This is a genomic window from Cytobacillus purgationiresistens (genome assembly GCF_030813235.1).
GTDB lineage: Bacteria > Bacillota > Bacilli > Bacillales > Cytobacillaceae > Cytobacillus > Cytobacillus purgationiresistens.
Map to the genome: position 1 here is coordinate 23,897 of NZ_JAUSUB010000028.1, position 24,033 is coordinate 47,929.

The window sequence follows — 24,033 nt, forward strand, 5'->3', positions numbered from 1 at the left end:
CTCCGTTGTTATACAATCATCTTAAAATAATGAATCCCTTCTCCTTCAATAGAAGCAAGTTGGCCATTCTTAAAATAAATACTTGCTTCATCATCTAATCCGTAGCCAATGGAGGTGCCGGTTAAATCCATTGCCTTCTTTATATTTTCCTCTTCATCCCACTTTGTAAAATGAGCGCTTAAGACACATCCCTTTATGAAACCCAATCCCTGTAAAAAAAGCTGCTCTTCTTGCTCGTTATCCCTTGGTGAAATCACACAATGCTCAGGAGTAATTAAGGCACCGGCAGAAAAACCAGCAACTGGTATACCTTCCTTATATCTTTCTTTGATTACTTCTCCAATTGGTGTATCTACTATATAAGCTCTATATCGCTCCGTATTCCCTCCACAAATAATGATTCCGGAACAATCAGATAATAGCTTAAGATCTGATGGTGAGGGCCTATGAGATAACAGAACATAGCTAAAATGCTCAATACCATTGGATTCAAGAATATTCCGATAGATCGGCATGTAACTTTCCCAACCTTCTCTATCTAAACATAAGATGACGACGCTTCCCTCACTTCTCGAAGACAGTTCAGCGTATGTCTTACCGAATTCCTCTCCGAATGGTAGACTGCCTCCAAAAAGAAATAGATGTTGGTCCATCCAATCCCCACCTTTATATCTATTTTTTGGTAATTATATTAAGAAACAGGAAAAAAGTAAATGAAAAAATTGAATCACGTGCAAACTTTTTAATATGAGCGGTACGTCTAAAGGTTGTAACACCGTTTACAAAGGATTTTTTTATAAAGGAGCTCCTAGAGGTAATGAAAAAAAATGATGTGCATGCACGCTTCGTCACCATTGTAAATGATCATAAGGAAGACTTTTATCGCTTAGCTTATAGTTATGTGAAAAATCAGGAGGATGCATTGGACATTGTGCAGGATTCAATTAAGAAAGCACTTATGTCCATTGATACGATTCAAAATCCTCACGCAATAAAAAGCTGGTTCTACAAGATTGTTGTACGTACAGCTTTAGATTTTTTAAGAAAACACAAAAGGCTAACTGTTGCAGATGATGGTGTAATAGAATTTTTGAGCAATGGCAAAGAGGATGATTACGAAAATTTTGATTTGCAGCAAGCGTTAGAAGATCTGCCTGTTCAATATAAAACAGTAATTACTCTTCGTTACTTTGAAGACTTAAAGATGGAAGAAATCGCAGAAATTGTGGATGAAAACATAAGCACAGTGAAGACGAGAATCTACCGTGGCTTAAAGCTTTTACGAATCACACTCACAGAGGAGAATAAGGCGCATGAATGAACATTTAAAAAGATTGAAAAAAGAATACAAGGATGTTCCTATCCCAGTTGAGCTGGATAAAATCGTAGCCAGCACCTTGAAGCCAGAAAAAAGGAAGCCAAGATTTGTTTGGTCTGCAACAGCCGCCGCCGCCGCTATTTTATTCACAGCGACAGTTAACCTAAGTCCTGCTGCTGCCGAATCCATGTCTAAAATTCCTATAGTAAAAGAAATTGTCGAGGTTATTACTTTTAATGAAATCAAAGAGGAAAATAACCATTCAAGTATTGACGTGAAAACCCCTGCGATATCAGGTCTAGAAAATAAAACCCTTGAAGACAATTTGAATCAGTCCTATATCGACCAAAGCCAAAAGCTTTATGAAGAGTTTACAAATTCCGAAGGTCATTTAGCCATTGAAAGCGATTATAAAGTGATGATCGAAACACCAGAGCTGTTGTCCATTCAGCTTAGCACTTTTAAAGCGCAGGCCTCTGGTTATACAGAAAATCAATATATAACCATTGATAAAGAGAATGAGGCTTTAGTTACACTTCAAAGCTTATTTAACAATAATCAATATCTAACAGCCATAAGCGAAAATATTAAAGCCCAAATGACACAGCAGATGGAAGCTGATGATAGTAAAATATATTGGATTGCAGAAGATGATATGGACCCTTTCACAAAAATAACTGCTGACCAGTCATTTTATATTAGTAAAGACCGTAAACTCGTCATTTCATTCAATGAATACGAAGTGGCTCCAGGATATATGGGGGCAGTGGAGTTCGAAATTCCAACCGATGTGATTGAAAGCCTGCTTGTTGGTGATCGGTATGTGAAATAATTATATGATCATAAAGGGGATTTTGCTAAAGTTGCAGGGTCTCCTTTTTTTCTATTTGGCCTATCCCCATCACTCTAAATAATGACACTTTAATGAACACTAAGAAATAGGACTCAAAATCACGTTATATCATCCTTTTCTCCTATCCAAATCTACATCCAACAAGTATAAAATTAATAATTGCAGTGCTTATTTATAGGAAAATTAATCTGATTTTTTTACATATAAATTGAAACTAATTTGTGAGGCTCGCACGTCTATAGTGCTGAGAAGCTTTATAGAAGGCATGGATCTTTTCATTCGATTCAGCATGAAGAATTTGCATAATCTATTGGAGGAAATACATATGAAGAAAACGCCCCGGAGCCATTATATCCCCGGATTGGATGGACTTAGAGCATTCGCTGTGCTTGCTGTCATCGCTTACCATTTTAACTTTAGTTGGGCCACTGGAGGCTTTCTTGGGGTCAATCTCTTTTTCGTCCTATCAGGATATCTAATCACCTCTACGTTACTCCCTGATAAAAATCAGCCCTTTAAGTTAAACTTAAGCAAGTTCTGGCTGGGACGTGCACGCCGGCTCCTTCCAGCATCCTATGCCATGATTTTTGTTACCTTCGTATGGGTCGTACTTTTTAACCAGGAGCTTTTAACCACAGTTCGTAGCGATGCGATTGCTTCTATTTTTTATGCAAGCAACTGGTGGTTCATTTTTCATGATGTTTCATATTTTGATAGCTTCGGGGCACCATCACCTTTGAAAAACCTTTGGTCGCTTGCAATAGAAGAACAGTTTTATTTACTTTGGCCGCTTGTGCTTGCAGCTGGATTTTATCTTTTCAAAAAACGCAGTACACTCACAAAATTAATTTTTATAAGTGCAATTGCTTCTGCCTTGCTAATGGCTATTCTCTATCAGCCTGGTGCTGATCCAAGCCGTGTCTACTACGGGACAGATACCCGTTCCTTTGAGCTATTAATCGGTTGCTGGCTAGCTCTAGTATGGCCAATGAGGCGATTGTCAGTTAAAAAGGTTTCTAGTCGTTTGAGCTTTAATTTAAATCTATCAAGCTTCGCCGCTGTCGGTATTCTTATTTTATGTATAGCGTTTGTCGATGAATATGATGCTTTTCTATATAGGGGCGGTATGTTCCTTATCGCACTCATTGCCGCTGTTCTTATTGCTTGTGTCTGTCATCCTGCCAGTTTATTAGGGAAATGGCTCTCTTGGGAGCCGCTGAAATGGATTGGATCAAGATCCTATGGCATTTATTTATGGCATTATCCAATCATTGTATTAACGACACCTGTTCATGAGTTGGGAACCCCAGTTTTATGGCGAGTTGCTATACAATTAACTGCCACTTTCATCATCGCTGAGTTATCCTATCGCTATATTGAGCAGCCTATTCGCAAAGAGGGCTTCAAGGAATTTTTCAAAAAGTATAAATCAATCGATCCTTTAAAGTGGAAAACCTTTTCCCTTAATCGAAAAATAGCCGCTACTTTCTTGCCGCTTGTCTTCCTTATTTTTATTGCTGGAATGACTGGAGTTGTTAAAGGTGAAGAATCAAAAAGTGATCGTCCAACAGAAGTCGTCATCAATCAGGAGAATCAAATCTTAAAAGATGACTTGCCGAAGAAGGAAACTGCGGAAAAGGAGCTTCCACTGGAGAAAAATGAGCCTTTACCAGAAGAAGAGCCGGAACAGGTAGAAAGGACGGAAGAGCCCGAGGAAGAATTTACTACCGCTACCGACTATTACTCTGGTTTTCTCGCAATTGGGGATTCAGTAATGCTAGATATTGCTTCTAGTATGCAGGAGAAATTCCCTAACATCACCATTGATGCAAAAGTGGGTCGCCAAGTTTACGAAGCTATTCAAATTGCGCCAAACTATGCGCAATACAACCAACCGAACCATGCAGTCATTCTCATGCTTGGTACAAATGGATATTTCACTGATGAGAATTTAGACATTCTGCTGCAATCTTTTTCTAGTGCAGATATCTATCTTGTCAATACAAGAGTCCCACGTCCTTGGGAATCAAAGGTTAATGATTCACTATTTGAAAAAGCAGAGGAAAATGACCATATTACTTTAATCGATTGGCACAGTGAAGGGATGAACCACCCTGAATATTTCGGTTCTGATGGCGTCCACGTTGGCCCAACTGGTATAAAGGCATTAACGAATTTAATTGAAAAGTCGATGGATGAGAGTGTAAATAAATAAAAATCGCTTTTTGAAACAAAAACCCGATGATACATAAATTACTGTTATTTGTTTTCGATAAATTTAGTTTTTGAAGAAAACCTCAATTTCCTGTTAAACTGCATAATTTTTTTCTAACAAATAAAAGTCCCTTATCCGGGGACTTTTTTCATCTTTATATTGTTAATGCGTCTTTTTCTTCTTGTACTAGTTCTCCTGCTGCTTTCACCCTTATTCTAGTTGCATTTCCTGGCAAATAAGCAAGCGGCACATCCTCAATATCCACAATAACCAAGCTCTCAGGGTCAGCTCCTGCATTGATTGCCTCAGCTTTGGCTTGTTCTTTCGCTGCTTCCATTGCCTTCTCTCTGCCCACTTCATCTAATGCATAGATCTTTTCTACTTGTCCGCTTACTTGTGAAATTGCTGAGCCGATGGCATTGGCAACACCCGAGTGTTCCGGACGGATGACCTCGGATGCACCGTTTAATTTTTCGGGAAGAAGGATGCTACCCCCTCCTACTAGAATAACTGGTACTGGATCTGAACTTGTTTTCATTTTGTCTACAGCTTCTTCAACAAGCTCTACCATTCTTTGATAGACTTTTTCCAGTAACTCTTTATTTAGGTGTCTCACCTTACTAGCTTCACCAAGATTTACCTTATTTAAAGCTACAGCGACATCTGTTGTGGTTAAAGTGTCCCCGCCAAAGATTAAGCTTTTCTCAGGCAAACGATAGCCGACGCTATCTGGGCCAATAGTGAAAGTTCCGTCATCCTGTATTCTGACAATCGTCCCACCACCAAGACCGATTGAAATAAGATCAGGCATACGGAAGTTTGTTCTTGCTCCCCCAATTTCTACCGCTAATGAAGATTCCCTAGGGAATGACTGCACTAATACGCCAATATCTGAAGTAGTCCCTCCAACATCAACAACGATGGCATCGGATAAATTACTTAAATACGAAGCGCCCCTTAAAGAATTGGTTGGTCCGCATGCTACTGTAAAGATCGGGTATTTCACTGCATATTCTACAGACATTAATGTCCCATCATTTTGGCCGAAGAATACCTTTGCTTCGATGCCTTCATTTTTCAAAGCGTTAATAAAACCATCAGCTGCTGTTTTAGCCACATTTACTACAGAAGCGTTTAGAATCGTCGCATTTTCCCTTTCGAGCAATCCTACAGAGCCTATTTCCGATGATAAGGATATCGCCAAATCTTCTCCCAATATCTCTTTGAAAATTTCTCCAGCTCTTCCTTCATGTGCTTGAGAAACAGGAGAAAATACAGATGTAATTGCAATTGAATCAACTTTCCCCTTTATTTTATCCGCAATCTCATACAGATGTTTTTCATCCAGACTGACGATTTCCCTTCCATCAAACTCATGACCGCCACGAACGATATATACGTGCTTGCCTAATTCTTCTCGAAGGTCATTCGGAACACCTATCAGCGGCTTCACAGCTAACGTTGCAGGAGCACCTATTCTGACAACAGCAATTTTATTCAATCTTTTTCTTTCAACAATCGCATTCGTACAATGGGTAGTGCCCAGCATTGCATATTTTACTTCCTCACGGGGCACCTTTGCGTCGGCAATGATTTTATGCATCGCATTATAAATGCCTGTCGCGACATCTTCAGTGGTAGATGATTTTGTTTCTGAAAGTACTTGATTGTTTTGATCTAAGAGGACAGCATCTGTATGAGTGCCGCCAACATCGATCCCGATTCTGTATATACCCATTATATTATCACTCCTTTTATTGCTAAATCTTCTACTGGAATATAGTCCACATCATAGCCGAAGTATTTAGGACCTACTGTTTGAATACCCTTTTTAGTCCTCCATTTCGGATGACACGGGATTCCGATTACAACACAGCGGGCTCCATATCTAATCCCCTCAGTTGTAATCGGCAAGCCTGTTTCAGCATCTAAAACAGCAATTAAATCTGGAGTTACACAAAGAAGTCGATGTTCTGTTTGTGCAATTAAGTGTTCATTTTGAAACCGAAGCTCAAGGGACTCACCCTTATAATCATTAAGCCCTTCAAAAGTGGCAATCCCCCTTGCAAATCCCGTTTCTGTTTTTCGATTAATATCACTTACTTTTCCTTTGAATAATTCAAAGCCGCCTGTTGTCTCTAATACTTTTTCAATTGGGTTAACGTTGTTTTCTTTTGCCAGTCTAATCGACCTGCCAATATCCTCTTCCAGCTTCAAAATATTTGTGATGCCACTTTCCTTTAGGTTTTTCCCTTGCATAGAGTACATTGCATTCATTACTGATCCACCCATTTGAATCGTAGCTGCTCTGGCAATCCTCTCTGTCCATACATTATCGATTGTCGTTAACAAAGCAGTATTTCCTTTTTCATCAGCAATAATCGCAGGGGTTGCAGATACTCCATCCAAATAAAACGTGACCATTTGCAGTTCTGGAAAGGCCCTACCCATTCCGTCTACATCAATGACAGGCAACCCCAATCTTGCTGCCAAAGCAAATGGAATCATAGAATTCACCCCGCCTGCCTCAATCGGGAACGTTCCATATATCTTCTTCCCTAAATATTCTTCTAATTGTTTAAAAGCCAAGATAGCCTCTTCACCACTTGGTGCTTTTTCAAGCATCACTGTCGGTGCACCCATCATTGAGGAGGGTACGACTAAAGCGTCATCAGGAACTTCATCTGCATCCAGAAGTGTGACTTCTCCATACTCTTCTATTGCTTGTAATGCCATGAGCTTTCCGATATACGGATCTCCCCCGCCCCCCGTGCCGAGAAGTGCCGCTCCAATTGCCATATCTTCAATCTCTTGTTTGCCGATTTTTCTCATATGCCAAATACCTCCGAATATTCCAATTATTTTTATGCTACATTTGACTGAATATTGCTCTTCCCAGCCGTTTCTATTCTCTTTCCGACGTAATATATTAAAGCACTCATAATTAAAGAGTTGATTGAAGGAATGCCGAACGTGATAAAGTAGCCAGCCAAGAACCCAATCACCCAAGCAATGATTGTAACCATACTCATTTTCTCAGTATTTGGCGGCAGTGTTCCTTTCTCTCTGCTTTCATCAAGTGCTTTTCGATGAGTTTTTAAAATAAAGTAGTCTACAACCATAATTCCAGCAACCGGTGGAACTAAGACGCCAAGTAATACAAGGAATTCAGTAAAACGCTCTAATATTCCAAGGACAGAAAGAACGGTTCCTATTACTCCAATTGCCAGAGTTACTTTTCCCCGACTTAATTTAATCTTAAAGACAGAATCGAAAATATTAGTAAACCCGAGAGATGAAGAATATAAATTCAAGTTATTAATTTTAACAGTGGATAATACAACAACTAAAACACCTAACCAGCCAGCTGTCTGCATCATGATACTGGCAACGTCGCTTGTTCTTGCCGCAAGTGCCATTAAGACGGCGATCAAATTGATGCCAAGCTCACCAACTAAGAGGCCTATTGTCGTCATCCAAAATACATCTTTCCCGCTCTTAGCAAAACGGCTAAAGTCAGGAGTGATTACTGCACCAATAATAAATCCTCCTGCTACCATTGTCGCTGCTACACCAATTGTTAAAGGCTCACCAGCAGGCGCTGTTCCGATTAAATCGGTTAAGGTATGACCTTGAAAGACTTGGTAAATTCCTACACTAACAGCTAATAAAAACAAAGGTACAGTAATCGATGCAGTAATGCTCAATATTTTGAAACCAAAGATCACCAGAATGGTTACACCAAGTCCAGTAAAAGTTGCAACAACTGGCAGTGAAACTGCTCCATTCGTAGCTTGTACAATCCCTTCAGCAAATACTGAATTCTGTACACCAAACCAACCAATACAAGAAATGGCTATCACTGCTCCGATAATGCTAGACCCATGACGGCCAAACCCTGTCCAGCGCGCTAAAAGGCTAGTGGAAAGACCTTCCCTTGCACCGGCATACCCTAAAAGAAATCCTATCACCTGAAGAATGATGCTACCTAGGAAGGTCGCCCAAAACGCTTGCCAAAAAGTCATTCCGTATCCTAATGCTGCTCCTAAAATAAATTGTGAAATCGTCGCTAACGCACCCACACGAATAATTGTGATACTCCACAAAGATTGCCTGGCTGATTGCGGTACCCTTGTAAGCGAGTAGTCATCCCCTATACTTTCTTTATTCGCCATCTTCTCCACCCCTGGATATTATTATTTTTAACTTCCTTTATTGCAGGATGGTGCAAATTTAACTTTTTACTCTTTGTTTTGAAGGAGTTATCATATATGTTAACCGACTTTGCTTCACTCCCATGGAAATGAGACTTTCAAGCAATTTTGTTGCAGCAAAAGCTGGATCTATCACAGGCACGTCATAGCCGTTTTTCTTTAAGCGATCTTGAAGCTCTGCTGCAACTCCCATAAAGCCTGTACACCCTAAAATAAGAGCATGAGCCTTATCTTCTTGGATAGCTTTCACCATTTCATCGTACAAAGCTGTCTTCAACCTTTCTTTCTCATGAACCTCCAACACCGGGATGTTCACGTACCTTACACTAGCTAAATTTCCTGATACCCGTGTTGTTTTGCTAATGTTTTCTATCATTGAGATGACATTTGGCAGAACCGTTACTACTGAAAAAGATTTTGCAAGCGAACTTGTAATAAGCAAGGATGCTTCACACGGACCAATTACCGGGATATCTAATATCTCTCTTGCGGGCTTCACCCCTGGATCACCGAAGCAATTGCTTATTACACCGTCATATCCCTCCTCTTGAGCTTCCTCCGCTTTCTCTAAAAAGTTGGGGATACATAAACTTCATCATATTCACTTTCAACAGAAGCAGGTCCATATTCTAAATTAGCTACACCTATTTCAGTTTGCGGACTCACATAGCTGGAGAATTCATTCATCATTTCATCGTTAAAAATATCAGATATGATTGGTGCGATTACTTTAATTTTCATACATCATACACTCCTGTTTTATAGTTTCGTTAGGTGTATATCATGATGCCTTATTTTATTTCACCTAGGCCCTTTATCCGTATTCTTAAAACGTCTCCTTTTAGGTAATCGAACGGAAACTCCTCAACAGAAATCAATCGAATACTTTCTTTGGTAGCTCCTTTTAAGCGCAGCTCTTCGATGATCGAATTCTTTGCTTTAGCTACTTCCTCTTGCTTTGTTTTATTATTTAGCCAAAATACCTTATCAATTTCTGCACTTAACGGAGCAAAGCAAGCCCCTAATGCATTGCATATTGGATAACCTGCTGGATGATAGATCTTTTCGTATTTGCCGAAGACTTGTTCCGCAAGTAAGGGACTTCCTCCTCCTACAAGCACTACAGGGAGTTCTTCGTTCTTCAATTGCAGCCTAGCTATACAATCCTTCATTTCTTTAGAAACTCTACTAATCACTTTTCGGCAGTCAACAGCGGAAAGCTGCTCCAATTCATTCATCGAAATTTTCTCATCATTAAATGACTCCGGAAAAACCTTTAGAAATGAATCAGTGAGAGTCCAACACTCTCCACCCCAAGCCATTCCGTCATGTTCAATATCGCTGGCAATCGTATCCTCTATATCTATTGCACCGTCTTTCATAGATATAAGACTCCCACCACCATACGGGAGGGATTCAATTCTTGGCATTCTCACATTCACCGGAATATTTAGAATTGTACTAGGACCTACAGATGCTTCTGGGTGACCATTGATGATTCTACCGATATCAATCGTACTGCCTCCTACGTCAACAACTATGCAACATTGCAACTTACTTAAAATGGCCGCGCCTCGCAAGCTATTGGTTACCCCTGATCCAATTGTAAGAATCGGATAATTCATTGCATCTTTAATTTCCATTAATGAGCCATCATTTTGCGTTAACCAATAAGGACACTCTAATCTCAATTGCTTAAACAACTCAGCTATGGATACCATCGCTTCTCGTATCACTGAAGATAGGATGGCGTTCAATAGTGAAGCATTTTCTCTTTCCAGAAATCCCGTACTGCCAATTTCATGTGACATTGTAATAGGGATATACGGGAAATATTCTCTGATTTTTTGTTGAACTTCAACCTCTTCGCTTTCATATAAAGGTGAAAAAGATCCTACAATACAAATCGATTGAATTCCTTCATTCTCGATATCTGCAATTATGTCTTTTAATTGCTCAACCACTGGGATATCTATATTATTTTTTGAACCAGTATAGTGATTGTTGCTTCTCAATTGATAAATTTTCTTGATATATTTTTTTAGATGATCAGGCCATTGTAATCCTGGTTTAATTGCAGATGGTCTTTTTACTATTCTCACCAAAGCTGTTTTAGCTAATTGACGCGGATGAAAGAGCGCATTTACCACATGAGTAGTACCTAAAAAAACACCGGTTATATTCTCCGGCTGAATATTTGCCTCACTTAATGCCTCGCTGGCTGCCGTATGAATGCCAGAAATAATATCAACAGTTGTTAAATGTTTAGCCCACGAAAATAATTTGCCTTCATCATTCACTACTACAGCATCTGTATTTGTGCCACCCACATCAATTCCCAGTCTCATATTAACCCTCTCCTTCAAAAGGTTGATAAGGACATGACAACTGATAGGTTTTAGGACCAACTAGTTCTAACATATCTGTTGTACGAAGTGCATTTGGTGCCGGGATAGCCAATACTACTACAGAAAGACCCGCTTGAACTTCTACTACGCTATAAGGGATTAAGCTTTGTGCATTTAGCAAAAGAATGAGATCTGGTGCGGTGCAAATATACTGATCTTCCTTAATTGAAATAAATTCGTTTTTAAACTCTACTTCAATTCTTCTATTAGTAAACGCAGAACGTCCATCCACCTCAAGCTTTCCAATGATCGCCTCATTTTCAAACCATCGGTGAACATCTGAAACAACACCCCGTAGAATAACTTTTGGCATACCATAAATGGAGTTTTCGAATGCTAAACGAATATGACTAAGCATTTCGTCGACATCCGTGTTTCGCTTTATGATTTTGCCTAATCTCAATGCCAAATTTAATGTACCTGGAAGCATGGCGGTTTTCATCCGTTTTCCTGTTGAACCATAGCCAATCGTATGTGAATGACCACCGTTTGTCTTCGTGAATGCTTTCGCTTTTTCAGTGGTCTTAAACACATCGTCATTCTCATCAATCACCATATTGAAATCATGCGTCTTTAAAACTACCGGTGATAATGAAATTCCCGCTAGATGGAAACTCGTCATAAATAATTCTGGGAAGGCACGGCCCATTCCATCACCATCTATGACAGGCAGTTTCGTTTGATTCGCAATGACAAGCGGCGCTAAAGCGTTGACCCCTCCTATTTCTATAGAAATAAGTGCTCCTGCTTTTTTATTAGAAACCGATTCATATGTTAATAGAGCTTGATGTCCTTCGTCCCCACTCGGAATATCTTCATTAAATAGTACAGTCGAACCCATAATACCTACAGATACAACCCACTCATCACTTAAATCAGCAACTGTTTTTACCTCGATTACATCTTCTTCGCTCAGAATAGACATAAGCAACGCTTCAACTGATGTCGTATCACCTCCACCGCCACAGGATAAAAGATTTGCTCCCAGGGAGATTGCTGGAATATCTTGTTTCTTAATGTTCCATGTCATTTTGTCTTCCCCTTTCTAAAATAATTTGCAAGAAACGTGCCAAAAAAGAAAAACTCCTCAAGCTAGAGGAGAATGGTTTTTCCAATTTTCGTTTTCAACAAAAGTGAGAATAATATGAGAATTAGAACGGCACTCTGTTTAAGAATTTCATTCAAATCATTATATTTCTCAATCTTTCTCATCTTTTCTCATTTTTTTAACCTTCTATCATTTTATTCGTAATTTATTTATTCTCCTATACAAGGTCGGCAGACTGATTTTCATCTTTTCTGCCACTCTTCTTTTGCCAGTTGTATCACGACCAAATTGATCTAAAAGCTTTATAATCTCATCTTTTTCTGTTGCTTGACGATTATTATTTGTTAACTTTTCCATAGGGCTTTGTTGATAAACAAATGGATTTTCAGAATACGGATTACCCAAACTTTGTGGAAGGCTTTTAACTGTAACTAAATCGCCTATCTCAAGCTGAACAAAATGATGAACTACATTTTGCAGTTCTCTAATATTTCCCATCCAGTGATAATGAAGCAATATTTCGTAAACATCCTTCGATAGTCGCTTAGGTGACCTCGATAACTGCTTTGAAAATGACTTCAAGAAGTATTCCACTAGTAAAGGAATATCTTCTTTCCTCTCTCTTAAAGGAGGAATCGTGATTGGAATGACATTTAGCCGATAATATAAATCTCCGCGGAATTCCCCTTGAGATACAAGCTCTTCCAAATTACGATGCGTTGCCGTAATGATACGCACATCCACTGGTGTACTCTTTGTATCTCCCACTCTTTCAATTTTCCTTTCTTGAACCACTCTCAGAAGCTTTGCCTGTAAAGGTAGCGTAAGATCTCCAATTTCATCTAAAAAGATGGTCCCGCCATTTGCAAGCTCAAACCTTCCAGCCCTATTTGCATTTGAACCAGTAAAGGATCCCTTCACATGTCCAAACAGTTCACTTTCTAATAGATTCTCAGGAATTGCCGCACAATTTAACGCTATAAAAGGGCCATCTTTTCTAGCGCTTTCTTGATGGATCGATTGAGCAAAAATCTCTTTACCGGTGCCGCTCTCACCTCTTAGCAAGATTGATGAGTCACTCGGTGCCACTCTCTTCGCCACCTCAATGACGCTTTGAATCGCATGACTTGTCCCTTTTATATCGTTAAATGAATAAAGCACCTTATTTTGAGCCATTCGTTCTATGTTATCTAAAATAGGAATGAATTGAATAAGATATGAAATCACTTGTCCATCTGATGTAATTGATTTTACCTTCGCCAAATAGTTTTCCTTCTTTTTCTTTCCTTCTAATGAGATTTCAAGTTCACCTTGTCCAGCAATTCTCCTTATTTTTAACCAGTCGGAGTCTTTAAAAACCTGATTGAAGGTCATTCCTACTATTTCCGTTTTACTTTTTGCTAATATATTGCTTAACCCTTGACTTATATTATGAATCATTCCGTCTCTTCCAACTAGCAGCAAGGGATCACGAACAAAAGTAAAAAAACCGTTCATTTCCTCTATAAATTGACTATTCTCCATTTTTAACTCATCATTTTCCAACTTCATACTAATATATCCACTGCATAAATCTAACTGCTCTTCTATCTCGCCCATATTGCCAACCAGCCAATCTGCCTTTTCCGTTTTGGATGTTATGACAATAAACCCTATGACTCTTTGTTTATACAAGATTGGAGCAAAGCAGGCTGACCCAATTGGACAAGTTGAACGTAAAGCGCAGGTTTGACATGTGGATTGATCAGCTTTACTTGTCACCTTAACAACCATGCCTGTTTTTCTCACCTTCGTTGCAATCGGACAACTTCCTGGCACAATATCAGAAGCAATATCATTGAAAAATACTTCACATGTCACGGGGTATTTTTGAAAAAATCTTGTGGCAATCTCAATCAAAACTCCAATATCGATCTTTTTTAACAATAGAATCACCACTTTTATAAGAATATTAATTAATTATTATTATAGCAAATCATCATCTGCCTTTTAGCGCTTTGTTGCAATGAAGCGTTGAATGCATTTAATATCTCCGTAAAGCAAAAGCCACCTTCCTATCCGAAAACAGGAGGCAGCTTTGAGCAGATCTAAGTGCTAAACAAATCTATCTGCATAAAAGGAGTGTTAACTCTTCATCGAATAAACGCCTTTTCCCCTTCACTCAACGCATCCTCCAACCAGCAAGGATGCAGATTTATCATTGCATCGGGTAGCTGATCAATCGGGAAATACTGCAGATCAACTGATTCTTCATCATTTAAGCGAAGCTTTCCGCCTGTCACCTCTGCTAAAAAGCATGTAGTAATAAAATGAACCGTTTCTCAGTTGGATATTCAAATACTTGTGATTCCGGATCAGAGTAGATGCCGATAAGCTTTTTAATATTTATTTCTAAATTCGTTTCCTCTTTTACTTCTCTTATGGCAGCATCTGCGATTGTTTCTCCCTTTTCGATATGGCCAGAAGGAATTCCCCAAAGGTTAGCATCCGCTCGCTTTTGCAGAAGAACCCTGCCTTGCTCATCAAATATAACAACAGAAATGGCTGCTTGAATATCATCTATTTTTTTCATTTAATCGTGGTACCCCCTTAAAAAGCTAAGGTCCAAGGAAAAAGAAATCAGTGCGCAGCAAACACACTGAACCTTTCCCCTCGGACCTTTTATGTCAATAGGTGCCTCTTACATTTGTAAAAGATGCAGCCCTCGGTCACAGACCATTAATCATGCGGAACCCTAGCTGCAGTTTTCAAGTTCTTCTACAATTCTAACGTGTTCAGCCAGCTGTATCAACCACCGCTTGATGACATGCGATTTTTCGCATAAACATAGGTGACTGCTAATGCGAGGACAAGTACGGAGCCTTTTACAATATCAAAAGCATAGTATGGCAAATTTAAGATTGTTAGACCATTAAGTAAAATGCCGATAACGGCTGCACCAAAAAATGTTCCAACGGCGTTTGGCTTGCCTGCACCAAGGACAGAATATCCGACAAATACGGCAGCAACAGCTTCCATTAAAAGGGGGGCACCTGCATCTATTTGCCCTGAACCTACCCTAGCTGTAAATAAAATGCCGGCGATTGAAGCGAAAATACCAGAAACGACATATGCGGCACATTTCACTTTCTTCACTTTTACACCTGATAATGTGGCCGCTTCTTCATTTCCACCTGTCATATAGAGCACTCTTCCCCATCTCGTATGGTTTAATATTAAATAAGAGATGAGAATTAATAGCAGCATAATCCACACTGGTACAGGCAATCCCGCCAGCTGTCCTTGACCAATCCAGAGAAAGGCATCGGATAACTCGCCGATTGCGGTTCCCCCGGAAGTCAGAGGCATATGATTATAGATGGAATAGCCTTCTGTATAGGTACGATGAAGACCAGCGATAATATACATCGAACTTAGTGTCGCCAATAAATCTGGAATCCCGATAACAACAATTAAGAAAGTATTGAATAAACCGACTGCTGCCCCGACTAGGATCGGCAGAATTATCACTAACCACAACGGCATATCATACCAAACCATTAGTGAAGCAGTTACAACTGTAGACAACGACATGGTTGAACCGACGGATAGATCAAATCCATTTACTACAAGGGTAAATGTCACGCCAAGTGCTAGCACTGTCACAATGGAAATAGATCTCAATATATCACTAAAGTTGCCATACGTTAAAAACGAAGGACTGACTGTTGAAAAGTAAATGATAATAACCGCTAGCAGTGCAATCGCACCATATTTAAATAAGAACTGGATGCTTTTCTCTTTCATTTTGTTCTTCCTTTCCCCCGCTGGCATAAAGCAAGATCTTCTCCTGAGTGGCTTCTTCATGTGAGAATTCTTTTACGACTTGACCGTCATACATGACTAGGATGCGATCACAGATCGCCAGGAGCTCATGAATTTCACTGGAAAAGTAAATCACACCTTTCCCTTCATTAGCAAGATCAGCAATCAATTTAAAGATATCTTTCTTCGCCCCAATATCGACGCCTTTCGTCGGTTCATCAAATAAGTAAATGGAAGCATCAACGGACATCCATTTTCCAATTGCAACTTTCTGCTGATTTCCACCGCTTAAATGATTCAATGTGGTTTCCGTACTGTTCGTTTTTATTTGCAGTGCACCTATCATTTTTAAAGCAAAATTCGTTTCTTCATTTTTTCTAATAAAAGATGCCTTAGAAAACTTTTTTAAATTTGGAAAGGTAGCATTTTTTCGCAGAGATTCATGAATGAAAAGACCTTCTTTCCGCCTTTCCTCTGGCACAAGGACGACACCTTGTTCTATCGCTGCTTGCGGATGATAAATGGTTACTTTTTTTCCTTTAATCTTGATAGTTCCGGAAGATGCTGGCGTCACACCTGCAATGGTTTTGGCTAGCTCTGTTTTTCCTGCTCCCACAAGGCCTGCAACACCGATAATTTCTCCCTTATGAACAGCGAAGTTGATACCATTTAACTTTCTACCTTCTTTTAAATTCGTACATTCTATGAGTTGTTCACCGAGCTTTTTCTCTCTTCTTTCTATTACATTTTCAAATGAAGTTCCAAGCATCTTTTCCACTAACTGCTCTTGGTTTGTTTCCTCTACCTTTGCGAAAAACACATGTTTTCCATCACGCATAACAGTGACCGTATCACAAACTTCAAATACTTCTGGTAAACGATGCGTGATAAAAATACAGCCAACTCCTTGATCCTTTAATTGATTCATTACTTTAAAGAGCCGTTCCGCTTCAAAGACAGATAACGGCGCAGTCGGCTCGTCAAAAATGATTAATTTCGCAGAATGAACGAGTGCTCTTGCAATGAGTACTAGTTGTTTTTCAGCCAAAGTAAGCTCTAACGCCTGCTTTCTTACATTGATATGTCCTGCCTGTAATGCGAATAAAACCTCTTTTGCTTTTTCTTCTAACTTCCGTTTGGATACCCAGATATTCTTGCCTGATGCAAAAGTGTCGAGCATAATATTCTCAGCAGTTGATAACTCAGGAACAATAGCTGTATCCACCTCCTGGTAAACGCAATACACCCCATTCTCCTTTGCATCCTTCGGGTGATTGAAGCTTACCTTTTCTCCATCAATAAAGAGATCTCCATCATCCTGTTTGTAGAGGCCTGATAGGATCTTCATCAATGTGCTTTTACCTGCACCATTTGCCCCTAGAAGCGCATGTACCTCGCCATTCTTTAAAGTGAAAGAAGCATCTGTGAGCGCGTTTACTCGACCGAATTTCTTATGGATTCCTGCCATCTCAAGAATATGATTTGTTTGCATCGTATCACCCCCAAATTATGTTGTTTAATAAAGATAAGCCGGCAAGAAGGAGGATTCGTTCCCTTCTTAGTCGGCTTTAAAAAGTCACCATGCTCAGGCTTTCTTAGCGACATAATTCAGCTGCCGCCTTAAATGCCGTCACCCGCTTTTATTTGCTCTCTAATTCTTTTAATGCATCAGAGTATCCTTGTTCACTTGCTCCCCAGCCATCAATATATTCATGAAGGTCATTGGTTGTAATTGCTTCTGCTGGAAGCTTATCCTTCTCGACAAAGACAGGCTCAAGAGTGACCTTATCCTCAGGTGCTTCCCCATTAATTTTCTGGAATAAATATCGGACTTGAATGCGACCTATATCTTTCGGATCAACAGCAGCTGTTGCTTGCCATGAACTGTTTTCCTTTTGAATCAGTTGCAAATCCTCATCACTCATGTCAATACCGTATACTTTAATATCTGTTCTTCCTGCTTGTTCAAGGGCACGGACGGCGCCTTTGGCAAATTCATCCCAAGCAGCCCATACCGCCGTTATCTCACCTTCATTTGGATATTGCTTTAACAATGCTTCCATTTGTGATTGCGTATCTAGTGCCGTATTATCAGTCGCTGCTCCGAATGCTGCCACTTCTTTTATTCCTTGATTATCTTTCAAAAATTGCTCATATGCGACTTGGCGTCTTTCCATTGGTGCGAAGCCTGCTACCCAGATTTTAACGATATTCGCTTCTCCGCCAGCGTCATCTGCTAATTTTTGCAATGTCATTTCTGCCATTGCTTGATCGCCTTGCTGCAGAACTGGTACACCCTCTAAATCGATATCTGCATCAAATACCACAACTGGAATATCTGCATCAAGCGCTTTTTCAACCCCTTTTGTTAGTGCTTCCTTCGTTCCATGATCGATCAAAATCCCATCGAATTTTTGGTTGATAGCTGCATCTAAATTGGAAGCCATTTTTGCCAAATCACCTTCAGATGTAAATACTTGAACTGTGCCTCCAAACTTCTCAACCTGTTCTTTTACCCCTTCAATATACTGTGCTGAGAATGTCCCCAGATTGATTTGCATAATGATTGCAATTTTTTTATTTGCTAATGGATGCTCCGCTTTTTCCGCTGACGGTGTTTCTTTCGCTTCTGTTCCAGCGCTTTTCGGCTGGCACCCTGTTAATATGAGTAATAATGATAGTAATGCAACTAATATGATAGAACCTTTCTTTTTCATGCTTCTACTTCCTCTCCAGCTTGTCTGCCTACTAAACTTTTAATATTTATATAATCAGCTTGGTTCACGATTCCCTTTTCTGTAATAATCGCTGTTATCAACGCTGACGGGGTCACATCAAAGGCGGGGTTAAACACTTTTGTTCCTTCGGGAGCTACTGATTGTCCTGCAATCGTTGTAATCTCCTCTGCCTTTCTTTCTTCAATCGGAATTCCCTTTCCGCTTTCAATTGTTAAATCAAAAGTGGTGGTTGGTGCTGCAACATAAAAGGGAATGCCATATTCCTTAGCTAAAATGGCCAAATTGAGCGTGCCAATTTTATTTGCAGTATCTCCGTTTTCAGCAATACGGTCAGCGCCGACAATGATTGCTTCAACTCCCTTCGCTTGAATCGTATGGGCTGCCATACTATCAGTGATTAGAGTCACATCAACATCAGACTGCTGCAGCTCCCAAACAGTAAGCCTTGAACCTTGCAGCACTGGCCTTGTTTCACAAGCATAAACTTCAAATTTTTTGCCTTTTTCAGCTCCTATGTGAAAGGGCGCTAGCGCTGTGCCATATTTAGCAGTGGCAATCGTCCCTGCATTGCAGATCGTCATGACTCTTGTTTTATCATTTAGTAAAGAAAGAGCATAGTTTCCTATCTGTTCACAGGTCTTTTCATCCTCTTCGTGAATGGCAACTGCTTCTTTTTCAAGCAGGGCAATTGCTTCTAGCACTGATTCAACTGCTTCTACTTTATTCATCAGACGATCGAGCGCCCAGAATAGATTGACTGCTGTCGGACGCGATCCTGCTAAATATAAATAATCCTCATGAAGGCGCAGATGAAAGGATTCTAAAAGTCTTCCATCGTGCTTTTTTGCTGCCAGCGCCAAACCATACGCAGCAGCAATACCAATGGCAGGCGCCCCTCTCACCTTTAATGTGACAATCGCATCAAATACATCCTCGATCGTTTCTAATGTGATGTACACTATTTCATGGGGAAGCTGTTGCTGATCTAAAATGATTAGATTGTCATTCTCCCATTTAATTGGTGTTGGTATACTCATGCTGTATGCTCCTTTATAGCTGAAATGAATCCCTTGATTTCTTGGATATCAGATTTTCGCAAAATAAGACTAGTGCCTAATTCTAACGTTTTGCGCTTAGCCGCTAAACGTATCTCTTTATCTTCTATTCCATCTAAATCCTTCACATGGGAAAGTCCAATCGTTCGTCTAATCAACTCACATCCAGTAAAAGCAACAGCATCATTGAAAATCTTCTGTAAAAACGATTCTTTATACCCAGATACCTTTGTGAAAGGATCAACTCCCTCTTTTTCCCATAATTCCGAAAATACTGAATAAAACACTTGCCAAGTCTCCTCTATTTGGTTTAAAATATATTCTTTTTGCTCACCGTCTCTAACAATTGATTGGAAAACCAGGTTAGCTATAAATAATCCAAGATCGAACCCAATTGGACCATAGAAAGCAAACTCAGGATCAATCACCTTAGTTTCTTCTTCACTAGCAAAGATACTGCCTGTATGTAGGTCACCGTGAAGAAGTGCTTCTGCCTCAGTTAAGAATGAATACTTTATTTTTGCTGCTTCAATCTGTAAAGCTGTATTACCCCAAATGGCCTCCACATCGCTTTGAAGCTCTGGCTCAAAATCATTCGTATCGATATCAAAGAATGGATCTGTAAACACAAGATCCTCAGTTATTTTGCATAGCTCAGGGTTTGAAAAAGCCGCAACTAAGCGTTTCTTTTCAAATGGATGAAGAGCGAAGTCAGATGTGTAAAATAGTGTTTTAGCTATATATTCACCGATATCTCTTGCTAGCTTAGGATAGTTCTCCCCTTCTATCAGACCTGTTCTAGCAATTTTCAAATGAGACAAGTCTTCCATGATTGTAATAGCCAAATCTTCATCTGTTTCATAAACCTTCGGAACGAGTAATGGAACAAATTCACCATGCTTTATGAGCGCATCCGCTTCAATCTTTGAGCGCTTTAATGTAAGCGGCCAACTCTCCCCAACGACCTTCGCGTATGGTAGTGCCTGCTTAATAATGAGACTTTTTCCACCCTCTTGATCTGTAATCCGAAATACGTAATTCAAGTTCCCGTCGCCAATTTCCTTTGCTGTTAATTCTGCATGGATGGGAAAAAACGCCAATTCCTTCACAAGTTGTATAGCCGTTTCTTCCGTTAGCCCTACGTATATTTTCTTTTCTAAAATCGCCATGCCGGTCACTCCCTTTATCATGAATTTATTATTTTCATATTCTCATAAATACATAGTCACCGAGCAAAAGGAGCAAGAACCGTTGGAGCGTATGGCCAAAGATCCGATCCCCAATTGCGATGTGACAGAGGCGAAATAGACGCTAAAAAGCCTCTTTCATGAGAAAGAGGCAATCGTATAATATCGTCGCCTCTTATCTCTCAGAAAAATAATCTTTCTGAATGGAATTAGCACCGTGCCTTAAATTCAGGCGCAAATACTTGCGCCTCGTTTCACAACGATATTACGGTCGGTTGCTGGGCTTCATCGGGCCAAATTTCCCTCCACCAGCTCTTGATAAGAGTATTAAGTAACTATTCAAATGTTGTTTTCTAGGAAAAATACTAGCACCATTTCCTCATGGCTGTCAACGATTTTTTTAAAAGATTTTTTGGAACTCTGAAAATTCACTGTTGACAGATTTGCGGTGCCGATGCAATAATACAGGTGTGCAAATTTAAAACGATAATTGTTTTTTTTTTCTTATCAAGAGCAGGTGGAGGGACGAGCCCGATGAAACCCGGCAACCGATTCATTATGAACACGGTGCTAATTCTTGCAGCTTTATGCTGATGGATAAGAAGTTGGTTCGTGAGCAATCACCCTCTTCTTATTTGAAGAGGGTTTTTTTATTGCCTTTTTAGGCAAAAACGCATGAACAGCTAAGGAGGTCATCATATGAGCGAAATCATCGCTTCTTATCAAGTTTTCGGCAGACCGGGAACACTCGAAAAAAAAGCAGAGGGCATAGCGCTTGGTTTAACGATTGGCTCTTGGACAGACTTGCCATTACTCGATCAAGAACAATTAAAAAAGCATAAAGGACGGGTCGTATCTGTTCAGGAATTTTATGATGACGAGCATCCTAATAGATATGGTGAAGTCAAAGCAGAAGTAAAAGTTGCTTACCCAGTTGTCAATTTTTCTGCAGATCTTCCAGCTATTTTAACAACCGTATTTGGAAAGCTTTCTTTAGATGGCGAGGTAAAGTTACAAGATTTAGCGTTTGATGAAGAGTATTTACGAAACTTTCCCGGCCCACGATTCGGCATTAAAGGAATTAGAAGTTTGATAGATGTGTATAATCGTCCGCTGACTATGAGTATATTTAAAGGTGTCATTGGCCGTGATATAGAATTTTTAAAGGAACAGCTAAAACAACAGGCTTTAGGCGGTGTCGATTTAGTTAAGGATGATGAGATATTATTCGACAATCCTCTCACTCCTTTTACAGAAAGAATCATTCAAGGGAAAAAAATACTGCAAAATGTATATGAAGAAACCGGTCACAGGACTTTATATGCCGTCAATTTAACAGGCCGAACATCTGAACTCCGAGGTAAGGCAAGACTTGCAAAGGACCTCGGCGCAGACGCTCTCCTGTTTAATGTCCATACATACGGACTTGATGCATTACAGGAACTTGCCGAAGATAATCAAGTAGACTTACCGTTAATGGCACATCCAGCCTTCAGCGGGAGTTTTACATCATCACATTTCTATGGTTTATCAGCTGCGCTCGCACTCGGCAAGCTTGTACGTATAGCTGGAGCTGACTTTTCCTTGTTCCCATCACCATATGGTTCTGTAGCAATGGAGAAATCCCACACTCTCTGCATAGCGAAAAGCTTGACCGAAGAAAATGTATTGCAAGAGACTTTTCCTGTTCCTTCAGCTGGTATCCATCCAGGGCTTGTCCCTCAGCTTTTGCATGATTTCGGGATAGACAGTGTGATGAATGCAGGCGGAGGGGTACACGGACATCCGGACGGTGCAGCAGGTGGCGGAAGGGCTTTCCGCCAAGCGGTTTCGGCTGCCATTAACGGAGAGACATTAGCAGACGCTGCAGAAAATTGTCCTGAACTAGGCACTGCCATTTCTTTATGGGGAGGTAAATAATGAAACCGATTATTTTTTGTGATTTTGATGGCACAATTACGAATAGTGACAACATCGTTCAGATTATGGAGAATTTTGGCCCGCAAGAAGCCGAAGAGCTCAAGAAGAAAATACTAGGCCAACAAATCACAATTAAAGAAGGGGTCCGCCAATTATTCTCCCTTCTTTCTACTGAAAAAAAGGAGGAAATCATCTCCTTTGTACTAGAGAATGCAGAGATTCGTAATGGATTTTCACAATTTGTTTCTTATACAAAGGAACATCAGATTCCTCTTTATATTGTAAGCGGCGGAATCGATTTCTTTTTATATCCAGTACTCGAGCCTTATGGGCCGTTTGAAAAAGTTTACTGCAACGAAGCTGATTTCTCCGGTGACTCTATTCACATTCATTATCCACACCAATGTGATGAGCAATGTACATCCCAGGGCTGTGGCTGTTGTAAGCCGTCGGTTATTAGAAAACAGTCGAATGAAGAAAGCTATAATATTGTCATAGGCGATTCGATTACTGACCTGGAAGCAGCAAAGATGGCAGATGCCGTGCTAGCAAGGGATTTTCTCATAAAAAAATGCGAGGAAGAAAACATCCCTTTCAAACCATTTAATGACTTTTATGATTGTATTGAATACATTGAAGGACTGCTGGTAACGAAGTCATGAGCCTGTTTAATAAGAAATGGAATGAACTCGCTGATATTAAGGATGAGCTGGCAGCACGTGATTGGTTCATGGGCACAAGCGGCAATTTATCAATGAAGGTAAATGAACAGACCTTCCTTGTAACAGCCAGTGGAAAAGATAAAAGAAAGCGAACATCTGAGGATTTTCTATTAGTAGATCACAAGGGAGTGGCAGCAGAAGAAACAGCACTGAAGCCATCAGCGGAAACACTGCTTCATTGTGCAGTATATGGAAGCACCTCCGCCGGGTGCAGTCTACATGTGCATACTATTGCCAACAATGTCATCTCCGAGTTATACGCAGCCGATGGTCAAATCCAGTTCCAGCACCAGGAATTAATAAAAGCATTTGGGATGTGGGGTGAGGATGATATTCTCACTATTCCCATCATTCCAAATTATGCTGATATACCAAAGCTTGCCGCATCCTTCAAGGAATATATCATAGCTGATTATGGTGCCGTTCTCATCCGCAATCACGGCATCACTGTTTGGGGAAGAACCGGCTTGGAAGCAAAGAAACTCTTAGAAGCGTGTGAGTTTTTATTTCAATATAAAGTTACTTTATTAAAAATTAAGGGAGGAATTTAA

20 protein-coding genes, 1 pseudogene and 2 riboswitches are annotated in these 24,033 nt (G+C 40.0%); of the genes and pseudogenes, 6 read left to right on the forward strand and 15 right to left on the reverse strand.

All coding sequences use genetic code 11. The annotated features are described in order from the left end of the window. Window positions 1-8 precede the first annotated feature (8 nt). On the reverse strand, window positions 9-653 hold the full coding sequence (locus J2S17_RS22545) for a Type 1 glutamine amidotransferase-like domain-containing protein (RefSeq protein WP_307478238.1): 645 nt from the start codon (window positions 651-653) through the stop codon (window positions 9-11). A 164-nt stretch (window positions 654-817) separates the two neighbouring features. Here J2S17_RS22545 and sigV point away from each other — a divergent pair, with 164 nt between their 5' ends. The 3 genes from sigV to J2S17_RS22560 all read left to right on the forward strand — a co-directional run bounded on the left by sigV (window position 818) and on the right by J2S17_RS22560 (window position 4,386). Further along, window positions 818-1,321, forward strand: a complete 504-nt coding sequence (sigV, locus tag J2S17_RS22550) for an RNA polymerase sigma factor SigV (RefSeq protein ID WP_307478239.1) — start codon at window positions 818-820, stop codon at window positions 1,319-1,321. Further along, the gene (rsiV, locus tag J2S17_RS22555; RefSeq protein ID WP_307478240.1) at window positions 1,314-2,150 is read left to right on the forward strand and encodes an anti-sigma-V factor RsiV; all 837 of its coding nucleotides are present in this window, start codon (window positions 1,314-1,316) and stop codon (window positions 2,148-2,150) included. The genes sigV and rsiV overlap by 8 nt, the downstream gene beginning before the upstream one ends. A gap of 346 nt (window positions 2,151-2,496) precedes the next feature. Beyond that, entirely contained in the window at window positions 2,497-4,386 is a 1,890-nt protein-coding gene (locus J2S17_RS22560; RefSeq protein ID WP_307478242.1) for an acyltransferase family protein, read from the forward strand. A gap of 154 nt (window positions 4,387-4,540) precedes the next feature. Here J2S17_RS22560 and J2S17_RS22565 read toward each other — a convergent pair whose 3' ends face one another. The 14 genes and pseudogenes from J2S17_RS22565 to mtnK all read right to left on the reverse strand — a co-directional run bounded on the left by J2S17_RS22565 (window position 4,541) and on the right by mtnK (window position 20,822). Beyond that, complete coding sequence (locus J2S17_RS22565) at window positions 4,541-6,124, reverse strand: ROK family protein (RefSeq protein WP_307478244.1); 1,584 nt, start codon at window positions 6,122-6,124, stop codon at window positions 4,541-4,543. Continuing rightward, window positions 6,124-7,218, reverse strand: coding sequence for an S-methyl thiohydantoin desulfurase family protein (locus J2S17_RS22570; RefSeq protein WP_307478245.1), 1,095 nt, complete (start codon window positions 7,216-7,218; stop codon window positions 6,124-6,126). The genes J2S17_RS22565 and J2S17_RS22570 overlap by 1 nt, the downstream gene beginning before the upstream one ends. A gap of 32 nt (window positions 7,219-7,250) precedes the next feature. Then, window positions 7,251-8,561 carry a purine-cytosine permease family protein gene (locus tag J2S17_RS22575; RefSeq protein ID WP_307478246.1) on the reverse strand — a complete coding sequence of 437 codons (1,311 nt, stop codon included), beginning with the start codon at window positions 8,559-8,561 and terminating at the stop codon, window positions 7,251-7,253. A 58-nt stretch (window positions 8,562-8,619) separates the two neighbouring features. Next, complete coding sequence (locus J2S17_RS22580; protein WP_307478295.1) at window positions 8,620-9,183, reverse strand: aspartate/glutamate racemase family protein; 564 nt, start codon at window positions 9,181-9,183, stop codon at window positions 8,620-8,622. Continuing rightward, window positions 9,168-9,341, reverse strand: a complete 174-nt coding sequence (locus J2S17_RS22585) for a hypothetical protein (RefSeq protein WP_307478248.1) — start codon at window positions 9,339-9,341, stop codon at window positions 9,168-9,170. The genes J2S17_RS22580 and J2S17_RS22585 overlap by 16 nt, the downstream gene beginning before the upstream one ends. 50 nt (window positions 9,342-9,391) lie before the next feature. Next, window positions 9,392-10,948, reverse strand: a complete 1,557-nt coding sequence (locus tag J2S17_RS22590) for a hydantoinase/oxoprolinase N-terminal domain-containing protein (RefSeq protein ID WP_307478249.1) — start codon at window positions 10,946-10,948, stop codon at window positions 9,392-9,394. 1 nt (window position 10,949) lies between these two features. Further along, window positions 10,950-12,038 carry an S-methyl thiohydantoin desulfurase family protein gene (locus J2S17_RS22595; RefSeq protein ID WP_307478250.1) on the reverse strand — a complete coding sequence of 363 codons (1,089 nt, stop codon included), beginning with the start codon at window positions 12,036-12,038 and terminating at the stop codon, window positions 10,950-10,952. Window positions 12,039-12,245: 207 nt separating this feature from the next. Beyond that, a complete protein-coding gene (locus J2S17_RS22600; RefSeq protein WP_307478251.1) occupies window positions 12,246-13,982 on the reverse strand; it encodes a sigma-54 interaction domain-containing protein in 1,737 nt (578 codons plus the stop codon). A gap of 206 nt (window positions 13,983-14,188) precedes the next feature. Then, window positions 14,189-14,628: pseudogene (locus tag J2S17_RS22605) on the reverse strand (NUDIX domain-containing protein). A 215-nt stretch (window positions 14,629-14,843) separates the two neighbouring features. Beyond that, a complete protein-coding gene (locus J2S17_RS22610) occupies window positions 14,844-15,842 on the reverse strand; it encodes an ABC transporter permease (RefSeq protein ID WP_307478252.1) in 999 nt (332 codons plus the stop codon). Further along, window positions 15,811-17,352, reverse strand: a complete 1,542-nt coding sequence (locus tag J2S17_RS22615) for a sugar ABC transporter ATP-binding protein (protein ID WP_307478253.1) — start codon at window positions 17,350-17,352, stop codon at window positions 15,811-15,813. Before J2S17_RS22615 ends, J2S17_RS22610 begins: the two co-directional genes overlap by 32 nt. Window positions 17,353-17,500: 148 nt before the next feature. Further along, complete coding sequence (locus J2S17_RS22620) at window positions 17,501-18,577, reverse strand: sugar ABC transporter substrate-binding protein (RefSeq protein ID WP_307478255.1); 1,077 nt, start codon at window positions 18,575-18,577, stop codon at window positions 17,501-17,503. Continuing rightward, complete coding sequence (gene mtnA, locus J2S17_RS22625) at window positions 18,574-19,635, reverse strand: S-methyl-5-thioribose-1-phosphate isomerase (RefSeq protein ID WP_307478257.1); 1,062 nt, start codon at window positions 19,633-19,635, stop codon at window positions 18,574-18,576. Before mtnA ends, J2S17_RS22620 begins: the two co-directional genes overlap by 4 nt. Beyond that, window positions 19,632-20,822 carry an S-methyl-5-thioribose kinase gene (gene mtnK, locus J2S17_RS22630; protein ID WP_307478258.1) on the reverse strand — a complete coding sequence of 397 codons (1,191 nt, stop codon included), beginning with the start codon at window positions 20,820-20,822 and terminating at the stop codon, window positions 19,632-19,634. The genes mtnA and mtnK overlap by 4 nt, the downstream gene beginning before the upstream one ends. Window positions 20,823-21,012: 190 nt before the next feature. Beyond that, a riboswitch (SAM riboswitch) is annotated at window positions 21,013-21,165 on the reverse strand. A gap of 176 nt (window positions 21,166-21,341) precedes the next feature. Beyond that, window positions 21,342-21,444: riboswitch (SAM riboswitch) on the forward strand. Between the two features lie 95 nt (window positions 21,445-21,539). On the opposite strand from mtnK, the gene mtnW reads away from it, so the two are divergent. Genes mtnW through J2S17_RS22645 form a run of 3 tightly spaced genes read left to right on the forward strand, consistent with a single transcriptional unit; the run spans window position 21,540 to window position 24,033 of the window. After that, window positions 21,540-22,760, forward strand: a complete 1,221-nt coding sequence (mtnW, locus tag J2S17_RS22635) for a 2,3-diketo-5-methylthiopentyl-1-phosphate enolase (protein WP_307478260.1) — start codon at window positions 21,540-21,542, stop codon at window positions 22,758-22,760. Next, window positions 22,760-23,422, forward strand: coding sequence for a 2-hydroxy-3-keto-5-methylthiopentenyl-1-phosphate phosphatase (locus J2S17_RS22640; protein ID WP_307478262.1), 663 nt, complete (start codon window positions 22,760-22,762; stop codon window positions 23,420-23,422). Before mtnW ends, J2S17_RS22640 begins: the two co-directional genes overlap by 1 nt. Then, the gene (locus J2S17_RS22645) at window positions 23,419-24,033 is read left to right on the forward strand and encodes a methylthioribulose 1-phosphate dehydratase (RefSeq protein WP_307478264.1); all 615 of its coding nucleotides are present in this window, start codon (window positions 23,419-23,421) and stop codon (window positions 24,031-24,033) included. Before J2S17_RS22640 ends, J2S17_RS22645 begins: the two co-directional genes overlap by 4 nt.

Coding starts and splice junctions, on each gene's coding strand:
- J2S17_RS22545 (WP_307478238.1), bottom strand. CDS start 653: ATGGACCAACATCTATTTCTTTTTGGAGGCAGTCTACCATTCGGAGAG.
- sigV (WP_307478239.1), top strand. CDS start 818: ATGAAAAAAAATGATGTGCATGCACGCTTCGTCACCATTGTAAATGAT.
- rsiV (WP_307478240.1), top strand. CDS start 1,314: ATGAATGAACATTTAAAAAGATTGAAAAAAGAATACAAGGATGTTCCT.
- J2S17_RS22560 (WP_307478242.1), top strand. CDS start 2,497: ATGAAGAAAACGCCCCGGAGCCATTATATCCCCGGATTGGATGGACTT.
- J2S17_RS22565 (WP_307478244.1), bottom strand. CDS start 6,124: ATGGGTATATACAGAATCGGGATCGATGTTGGCGGCACTCATACAGAT.
- J2S17_RS22570 (WP_307478245.1), bottom strand. CDS start 7,218: ATGAGAAAAATCGGCAAACAAGAGATTGAAGATATGGCAATTGGAGCG.
- J2S17_RS22575 (WP_307478246.1), bottom strand. CDS start 8,561: ATGGCGAATAAAGAAAGTATAGGGGATGACTACTCGCTTACAAGGGTA.
- J2S17_RS22585 (WP_307478248.1), bottom strand. CDS start 9,341: ATGAAAATTAAAGTAATCGCACCAATCATATCTGATATTTTTAACGAT.
- J2S17_RS22590 (WP_307478249.1), bottom strand. CDS start 10,948: ATGAGACTGGGAATTGATGTGGGTGGCACAAATACAGATGCTGTAGTA.
- J2S17_RS22595 (WP_307478250.1), bottom strand. CDS start 12,038: ATGACATGGAACATTAAGAAACAAGATATTCCAGCAATCTCCCTGGGA.
- J2S17_RS22610 (WP_307478252.1), bottom strand. CDS start 15,842: ATGAAAGAGAAAAGCATCCAGTTCTTATTTAAATATGGTGCGATTGCA.
- J2S17_RS22615 (WP_307478253.1), bottom strand. CDS start 17,352: ATGCAAACAAATCATATTCTTGAGATGGCAGGAATCCATAAGAAATTC.
- J2S17_RS22620 (WP_307478255.1), bottom strand. CDS start 18,577: ATGAAAAAGAAAGGTTCTATCATATTAGTTGCATTACTATCATTATTA.
- mtnA (WP_307478257.1), bottom strand. CDS start 19,635: ATGAGTATACCAACACCAATTAAATGGGAGAATGACAATCTAATCATT.
- mtnK (WP_307478258.1), bottom strand. CDS start 20,822: ATGGCGATTTTAGAAAAGAAAATATACGTAGGGCTAACGGAAGAAACG.
- mtnW (WP_307478260.1), top strand. CDS start 21,540: ATGAGCGAAATCATCGCTTCTTATCAAGTTTTCGGCAGACCGGGAACA.
- J2S17_RS22640 (WP_307478262.1), top strand. CDS start 22,760: ATGAAACCGATTATTTTTTGTGATTTTGATGGCACAATTACGAATAGT.
- J2S17_RS22645 (WP_307478264.1), top strand. CDS start 23,419: ATGAGCCTGTTTAATAAGAAATGGAATGAACTCGCTGATATTAAGGAT.